Below are 7,111 nucleotides of genomic sequence, written 5' to 3'. Positions count from 1 at the left end.
GCGTATAATCGTCGGCAGCGTCAGATGTGTATAAGAGACAGCTTTCCGGCGGGCGGTCTGCCGCTCGGCTGCCTGCACGAGGTGGCGGGGGAGGAGCCGGGGGCCGGCACGGCCTTCGCCGCGCATCTGCTGGCCCGCCTCGCCAGCGCGGCGGCGCCCGCGCTGTGGGTCGTGCGCGGGCGCGACCTGCACGCCGCCGGGCTGGCCGCCTATGGGCTGACGCCGGACCGGCTGATCGCCGTGCGCGCGACCCGCGACGCCGACGCCCTGTGGGCGATGGAGGAGGCGCTGCGCTGCAAGCGGCTGTCCGCCGTGCTGGGGGAGGTCGGTGGGCTGGACCTGACGGCGAGCCGCCGGCTTCAACTGGCCGCCGAGTCGTCGGGCGTGACGGGATTCCTGTTGCAGAGCACCGCCCGCCGCTCGGCGGCGAGCGCGGCGGTCACCCGCTGGCGGATCGCGCCGGCGCCCAGTTGGACGGCGGAGCCGGGCGTGGGCGATCCGCGCTGGCGCGCGGAACTGGAACGCTGCCGGGGCGGTCGCCCGGGGGCGTGGCTTGTGGAATGGCGTGACGGTGCTCTGGTCCCGGCGCAAGCACCGGAGCGGGCCGTTCCCGCGCCCGCATCCACCCCGGTTCGGCGTCCGGTTCCGGTGGGCGGACACGGACCGTCCTGGGCCGAGGTGGCGTGATGCGGACGGGAGGGACGGACGGTGATGTCGCCTACGCGACAGCCACCCGTCGTTTTCCTGTCAGTAGTTGGTGGCCCAGTCGGGCAGGGGTTGCCCGGTCTCGCCATCCGGATCGGCGTCGGGCGGAAAGGGCGCGTCGTCCGCGTAGAGCGGCAGTTGCCGGGCGAATTCCGCCGATTCCTGAGCCCGGCGTTGCTCCAGCAAGCGGGCGGCCAAATGAGCGGGCAGCATGGCAAGCCTCCTTCTGAGCGTCGGGAGAGCCCGGGGAGCGGTCCTGTCGGCCGCCCTCGGCCCAACCCGTCCTGTGTGTCTGGACGCTATCATGCAAGGTCCAGGCCTCTAAGTGATGCAGATCACGCGTTATGCAAACTTTAATGCGCCCGGTTTCTTTTCGGACCCCGTTTCTTTTTGAGGCCCGTTCCTTTTTTCGGGTGGGAAGCCCATAGTCCCCGCCTCCCGCTTTTTCCGCGGATGTTCCTTCTCCGAGACCGACCATGCACGCCGAATCCTGCCCCACCTGCCTAAAACCTATGCATTTGTGCGTTTGCGAGGCGGTGGAGCCGATCGACAACGCCGTCTTCCTGCTCATCCTCCAGCACCCGCAGGAAAAGCGCGAAACGCTGGGCACCGCGCAGATCACCCATCTCCAGTTCAAGAACTCCGCGCTGAAGGTGGGGCTGAGCTGGTCGAACCTGAAGCGCATCCTCGGGCGCGAGGTCGATTACAAGCGCTGGGGCGTGCTCTATCTCGGCCCGGTCAAGCAGGGTGCGGCCCCTCTGCCGGAGGTGTCCGTGGTGGACAAGGGCGGCGTCCCGCAGAAGGACAGCGATCTGGTTCTGGCCGACCTGGAGGGTGTCATCGTCCTGGACGGCACCTGGAGCCAGGCCAAGACGCTGTGGTGGCGCAATCCGTGGCTCCTGAAGTGCCGCCGCATCGTGCTGAACCCGCAGTTCCGCTCCCTCTACGGGCAGGCTCGCAAGGAGCCGCGGCGCGACAGCGTGTCGACCCTGGAGGCCGCCGCCTTCCTGCTGTCGCGGCTGGAGGCCGAGCCGGCGGTCCTCGACCGCGCGCTGAAGCCTTTCGCCCTGCTTCTGAAGAAGCTGCGCGCGCCGCGCCCACGCCCCGTTCCGCTCCCCCGCGCGGAGGCGGCAGAGCCCGCTCCGGATCAGGACGGGCCGGAATAATCCGCACCTCTTCCGGGATCGCCCTTTCCGGGTAAGCCCCCCTCGACCAGGGCGGCCGTGGCAACCAATGCGCTGTTGCGCTGTTGGGGATTGCATCGGCCGCTCGGGCCTCAACCAAGGGAGCGATCCATGAAGGGCGTTTTGCTGTGGCTTGTCGGGATTCCCATTCCGATCATTCTTCTGCTGTATCTGTTCAACGTCCTCTGATTGGACCTCTGATCGGCTTGACGGCACGGACCGGCGGCGCCACATGCGAACCGCGCCGCCCTCCGCGCGCACGGCAAGAGACGAGGACCATGGCTCGCGATTTCGTTCCCTTCGGACTGACCGTCTGCGGCATCGAGGAGCTGAACGGCTTCTGCGAGGCCGGCGTGACCCACGTCCTGTCGATCCTCGACCCCGGCCACCCGGAGCCGACCGCCTTCGGCTCCTACGGCGAGCACAAGCGGCTGGAACTGCGCTTCCACGACATCATCGACCCTTACATGGGCCAGTCCCTGCCGCAGCGCGCGGACGTCGAGCGCATCCTGGCCTTCGGGCGCGACCTGATGACCGAGCCGACCGGAGTGGGCGGGCTGCTGGTCCATTGCCACGCCGGCATTTCGCGCTCGACCGCCGCCCTGACCATGATCCTGGCCCAGGCCAGCCCGGACCGTCCCGCCGCCGAGGCGATGGCCGCCGTGGTCGGCATCCGCCACAAGGCGTGGCCCAACCTGCGCATGATCGAATTCGCCGACGAGATCCTGGAGCGCCGGGGCGAACTGGTCGCCGCCGTCCGCGCCCGCCACCGGAGCTATGGCCGGGAGCGTCCCGATCTGGTCCAGTTCATGATCGACAACGGCCGGGTCCGCGAGGTCGCGGACCTGATCGACTGACCATTCCTTTCCAACCGCTTCTCAGCGGAAGTTCCGCCCCTCCGGGAAGACCGTGGCGGCGGAGCGGTTGGGCAGCGCCTCGGGGTCGGTCAGGTCGCGCAGCCGGTGCGTCAGGTCGGTCAGCCGCTCGACGCGCAGGTGGATGACCTCGCCGCCCTCGTCGTTGGGCTTGCCGCTGCGCTCCACCCGGCCGGTGGCGGCGATCAAGCGGGCGCCGATGATCGTCTTGCGGAATGTCTCGAAAACGTCCGGCATGATGACGAGGTTGGCGATGCCGGTCTCGTCCTCCAGCGTGATGAAGACCACGCCCTCGGCGCTGCCCGGCCGCTGCCGGACCAGCGCCAGCCCCGCCACGGTCAGCCGCGTGCCGGCCCGCACCGTGCCCAGCCGCTCGGTCGGGACCACCCCGGCGAAGCCGTCGCGCAGCAGCGCCATGGGGTGCGCCTTCAGCGACAGGCACAGGCTGCCGTAGTCCATCACCACATGCTCGCCCAGCGCCATGGCCGGCAGGAGGGCCTGCGGCTCCTCCTGGGCGGAGTCGGCGAGGCCGCTGAACAGCGGCAGCGGCTGCGCCCCCAGCGCCTTCACCGCCCACAGCGCGGCCCGCCGGTCCAGCCCGACGGAGCGGAAGGCGTCGGCCTTGGCCAGCCGCTCCAGCCCGGCGACCGGCATCCGCGCGCGGCGCCATAGGTCGTAGGGATCGCGGTAGCCCGCCCCGCGGCACAGCACGAGTTGATGCGCGTCCTCCTCGTCCATTCCCCGGACCAGCCGCAGGCCGAGCCGCAGGGCATGCCTTATCCCCTCTCCCGCCCCGGGAGAGGGTGGCCGCGCAGCGGCCGGGTGAGGGTGCATCCAAGGACTGGCGCGCTGATTCTCGGCGCTACCCTCACCCTCCCGCCTTTGGCGGGTCCCTCCCTCTCCCGGGGCGGGAGAGGGTGACAGGGGTTCCAGCGTGCAATCCCAGTGGGAAGCGTTCACGTCCGGGGGCAGCACGGTCACCCCGTGCTCGCGGGCGTCGCGGACGATCTGGGCGGGGGCGTAGAAGCCCATGGGCTGGCTGTTCAGCAGCGCCGCGGCGAACACGTCCGGGTGATGGCACTTCATCCAGGCCGACACATAGGCCAGCAGGGCGAAGCTCGCCGCGTGGCTCTCGGGGAAGCCGTATTCGCCGAACCCCTCGATCTGCTGGAAGCAGCGCTCGGCGAAGGCGCGGTCGTAGCCTTTCCCGACCATGCCCTCGATGAACCGGTCGCGGAAAAGCTGGACCTCTCCGGTCTTGCGGAAGGTCGCCATGGCGCGGCGCAGCCGGTCGGCGTCCTCCGCGCTGAAGCCGGCGCCGACGATGGCGATCTGCATCGCCTGTTCCTGGAACAGCGGCACGCCCAGCGTCCTTTTCAGCACCGCCTCAAGGTCGGGGGATGGGTATGTAACCAATTCCTCCTTGTTGCGGCGGCGCAGGTAGGGGTGGACCATGTCGCCCTGGATCGGACCGGGGCGCACGATTGCGACCTGGATCACCAGATCGTAGAACTTCTTGGGCCGCAGGCGGGGCAGCATGGACATCTGCGCTCGGCTTTCCACCTGGAAGACGCCCAGGCTGTCGGCCCGGCACAGCATGTCGTAGGTCGCCGGGTCCCCCTGCGGCACCGTCGCCAGCGTCAGGCCGCGGTCATAATGCCGCTTCAGCAGATCGAAGCCGCGGTGCAGGCAGGTCAGCATGCCCAGCGCCAGCACGTCCACCTTCAGGATGCCCAGCGCGTCGATGTCGTCCTTGTCCCACTCGATGGTGGTGCGCTCCTTCATGGCGGCGTTGGCGATGGGGCACAGGTCGCTCAGAGGGCCGCGGGTGATGACGAAGCCACCGACATGCTGCGACAGGTGGCGGGGAAAGCCGATCAGCTCCTGCGCCAGCTCCAGCGTCTGGCGGAGCCGCGGGTCGTCGGGGTCGAAGCCGTACTGCCGGGCGCGCTCCTCGTCCACGCCGTGGCGGCTCCAGCCCCAGACGGAGGAGGACAGCCGCGCCACCAGATCGGCGGACAGGCCCATGGCTTTGCCGACCTCGCGGATGGCGCCGCGCGCGCGGTAGCGGATGACGGTGGCGGTCAGCCCGGCCCGCTCGCGCCCGTATTTCGCATAGATGTACTGGATGACCTCCTCGCGCCGCTCATGCTCGAAATCCACGTCGATGTCCGGCGGCTCGTTGCGGGCCGAGGAGATGAAGCGCTCGAACAGCAACGTGGTGGTGGCGGGATCGACCGAGGTGATGCCCAGACAATAGCAGACCGCGGAATTGGCCGCCGAGCCGCGCCCCTGGCAGAGAATGTCCTGCGAGCGGGCGTAGCGCACAATGTCGTACACCGTCAGGAAATAGGGCGCGTAATCGAGTTGCCCGATCAGCGCCAATTCGCGGTGCAGGGTCTGCGCCACCGTCTCCGGCACGCCGTCCGGGTAGCGCTGGACCGCCCCGGCCCAGGTCAGGTCGGTCAGCGTCTCCTGCGGGCTGCGCCCGTTCTCCGCCACTTCGTCCGGGTATTCGTAGCGCAGCTCCTCCAGCGAGAAGCGGCAGGCGGCGGCGATCTCCACCGTGCGGGCGACGGCGTCGGGGTGGCGTTGGAACAGGCGGGCCATCTCCACCCCGGCCTTGAGGTGCCGCTCGGCGTTGGCGGACAGGCGCCAGCCCGCCTCGTCGATGGTTGTGCCGCTGCGGATGCAGGTCATCACGTCGGCCAGCGGGCGGCGGGCGGGCGTGTGGTAGAGCACGTCGTTGGTGGCGACCAGCGGCACCCGCTCCGCCTCGGCCAGCCCGGCCAGCCAGGACAGCCGCCGCTGGTCGTCGCCGCGGTAGCGGTGGCTGGCGGCGAGGTGCAGGCGGTCCCCCAGATCGTTGCGCCAGCCGCGCAGCGAGTGGACGAAGGCGGGGTCGCGGTCGTCCGGCGGCACCAGCAGGAACAGCATCCCCTCCGCATGGTCCAGCACGTCGGTGCGGGCGATGAAGCAGGCGCCCTTGGGCGCCCGCCGCTTGCCCAGCGTCAGCAGCCGCGACAGCCCCGCGTAGGCCGCCCGGTCGGTGGGGTAGGCGAGCAGGCTGTCCGCGTCGGTCAGGTCCAGCCGGCAGCCGACGATCAGGCGCAGCCCGTGCTTGCGTGCGGCGGCGTGCGCCTGCACCACCCCGGCCAGCGAGTTGCGGTCGGTCACCGCGACGGCGGCGTGGCCGAGGCCGGCGGCGGTCAGCGCCAGCTCGTCCGGGTGGGACGCGCCCTCCAGGAAGGTGAAGCTGGTCGAGACCTGGAGTTCGGCGTAGGGGGTCATGGCGGCCCCGTCACCCGAAGAAGCCGTGCAGGAACCACAGCGCCGCCACGCCGGGCCGGTACAGCCCCTGGCGGAAGACCCAGAAGCGGCGGCCGGCCTCGTCCTCGACGCGGTAATAGTCGCGGGTCTCGCCGTCGCGCCGCCACCACTCGGCCGCGATCCGCTCCGGCCCGTCGGAACGGCGGATGCGGTGCCGGGCGCCGCGCCAGAGGAACATCACCGGCGGGTCGTCGGGAAGCAGGGCCATGGCCTCGATGGGCTCCGGCGGGGCGAGCAGCCGCACCGGGCGCGGACGGTCGGCGGGCCACAGCGCACCGCCAGGAGCATCTGCGAAGGCCGAGGCGGGGGCCACGCTGCGCTCCGGCAGCCAGCTTTGCCGCGGGATCAGCCGCAGTACCGCCCGCTCCCCCAGCCGGTTGCCCAGCCGGTCCATCAGCTCGCCCAGTTCCGGCTGCCCGTCCGTACCGCCATCCAGCGCGGCCTGCGCGGCGGCGAGCGGGCCGGTCTCGGTGGCCGACAGCACCATCAGCTCCAGACCAGGGCCGGGCTCCACGCGGTCGAGCTTCTGGGCGAACAGCCGCATCAGGGCGTCCGGGTGGCGCACCGGGCGGCCGATGCCGATGGCCAGCGTCTGGGGCGCGTCCTCCAGCCGGCGGTCCACCCGGTGCAGCTCCAGTCGCAGGCGGCGGGCGCCCTCGCCGGTTTTCTCCAGACCGGCGCAGAGGGAGGCCAGCAGGCGGCGCAACGCCTCGGCGATGGCCTCGGCGGTGGTGATCGGCTCCGGCAGGGCGAGGCGGACGCTGTGCGGCGGCACCGGCAGGCGGGGGGACAGCGGCTCGTCCAGCCGCCCGTAGGCCTGGTCGAGCCGCCGCAGCAACTCCGGCCCGAAGCGGGCGGCCAGCGTGGCGCGGGGGAGGGCATGCAGGTCCCCGATCCGCCGCAGCCCCACCGCGGCCAGACCGTCCACCGTGGCGGCGGGCAGACGCAGCGCGGCGACGGGGAGGGGGGAGAGGAGGGTGTCTGCCCGGTTGCCCCTCCCCTGTCTCTTATACACAT

6 protein-coding genes are annotated in these 7,111 nt (G+C 71.0%); 3 read left to right on the top strand and 3 right to left on the bottom strand.

Annotated features, from left to right (window positions below):
- Positions 1-687, top strand: a 687-nt coding sequence (locus Q4I23_RS28650) for an ImuA family protein (RefSeq protein WP_498528469.1), incomplete at its 5' end; no start/stop codon positions are given.
- Between the two features lie 60 nt (positions 688-747).
- Here Q4I23_RS28650 and Q4I23_RS28645 read toward each other — a convergent pair.
- Positions 748-918, bottom strand: a complete 171-nt coding sequence (locus Q4I23_RS28645; protein WP_454018813.1) for a hypothetical protein — start codon at positions 916-918, stop codon at positions 748-750.
- Positions 919-1,181: 263 nt separating this feature from the next.
- Between Q4I23_RS28645 and Q4I23_RS28640 the strand changes: the two genes are divergently transcribed.
- Positions 1,182-1,871 carry a tRNA-uridine aminocarboxypropyltransferase gene (locus Q4I23_RS28640; protein WP_498528468.1) on the top strand — a complete coding sequence of 230 codons (690 nt, stop codon included), beginning with the start codon at positions 1,182-1,184 and terminating at the stop codon, positions 1,869-1,871.
- A 296-nt stretch (positions 1,872-2,167) separates the two neighbouring features.
- A complete protein-coding gene (locus tag Q4I23_RS28635) occupies positions 2,168-2,746 on the top strand; it encodes a tyrosine phosphatase family protein (protein ID WP_014239380.1) in 579 nt (192 codons plus the stop codon).
- A 21-nt stretch (positions 2,747-2,767) separates the two neighbouring features.
- On the opposite strand, the gene Q4I23_RS28630 is transcribed toward Q4I23_RS28635, so the two are convergent.
- Positions 2,768-6,055, bottom strand: a complete 3,288-nt coding sequence (locus tag Q4I23_RS28630) for an error-prone DNA polymerase (protein WP_498528467.1) — start codon at positions 6,053-6,055, stop codon at positions 2,768-2,770.
- 10 nt (positions 6,056-6,065) lie between these two features.
- On the bottom strand, positions 6,066-7,111 hold a 1,046-nt coding region (locus Q4I23_RS28625), incomplete at its 5' end, for a Y-family DNA polymerase (RefSeq protein ID WP_498528466.1).

Source organism: Azospirillum sp. UFLA03-27 (assembly GCF_059803775.1).
The sequence above is the reverse complement of the archived record's forward strand: the minus strand, read 5'-3'. Positions and strand labels throughout refer to the sequence as shown.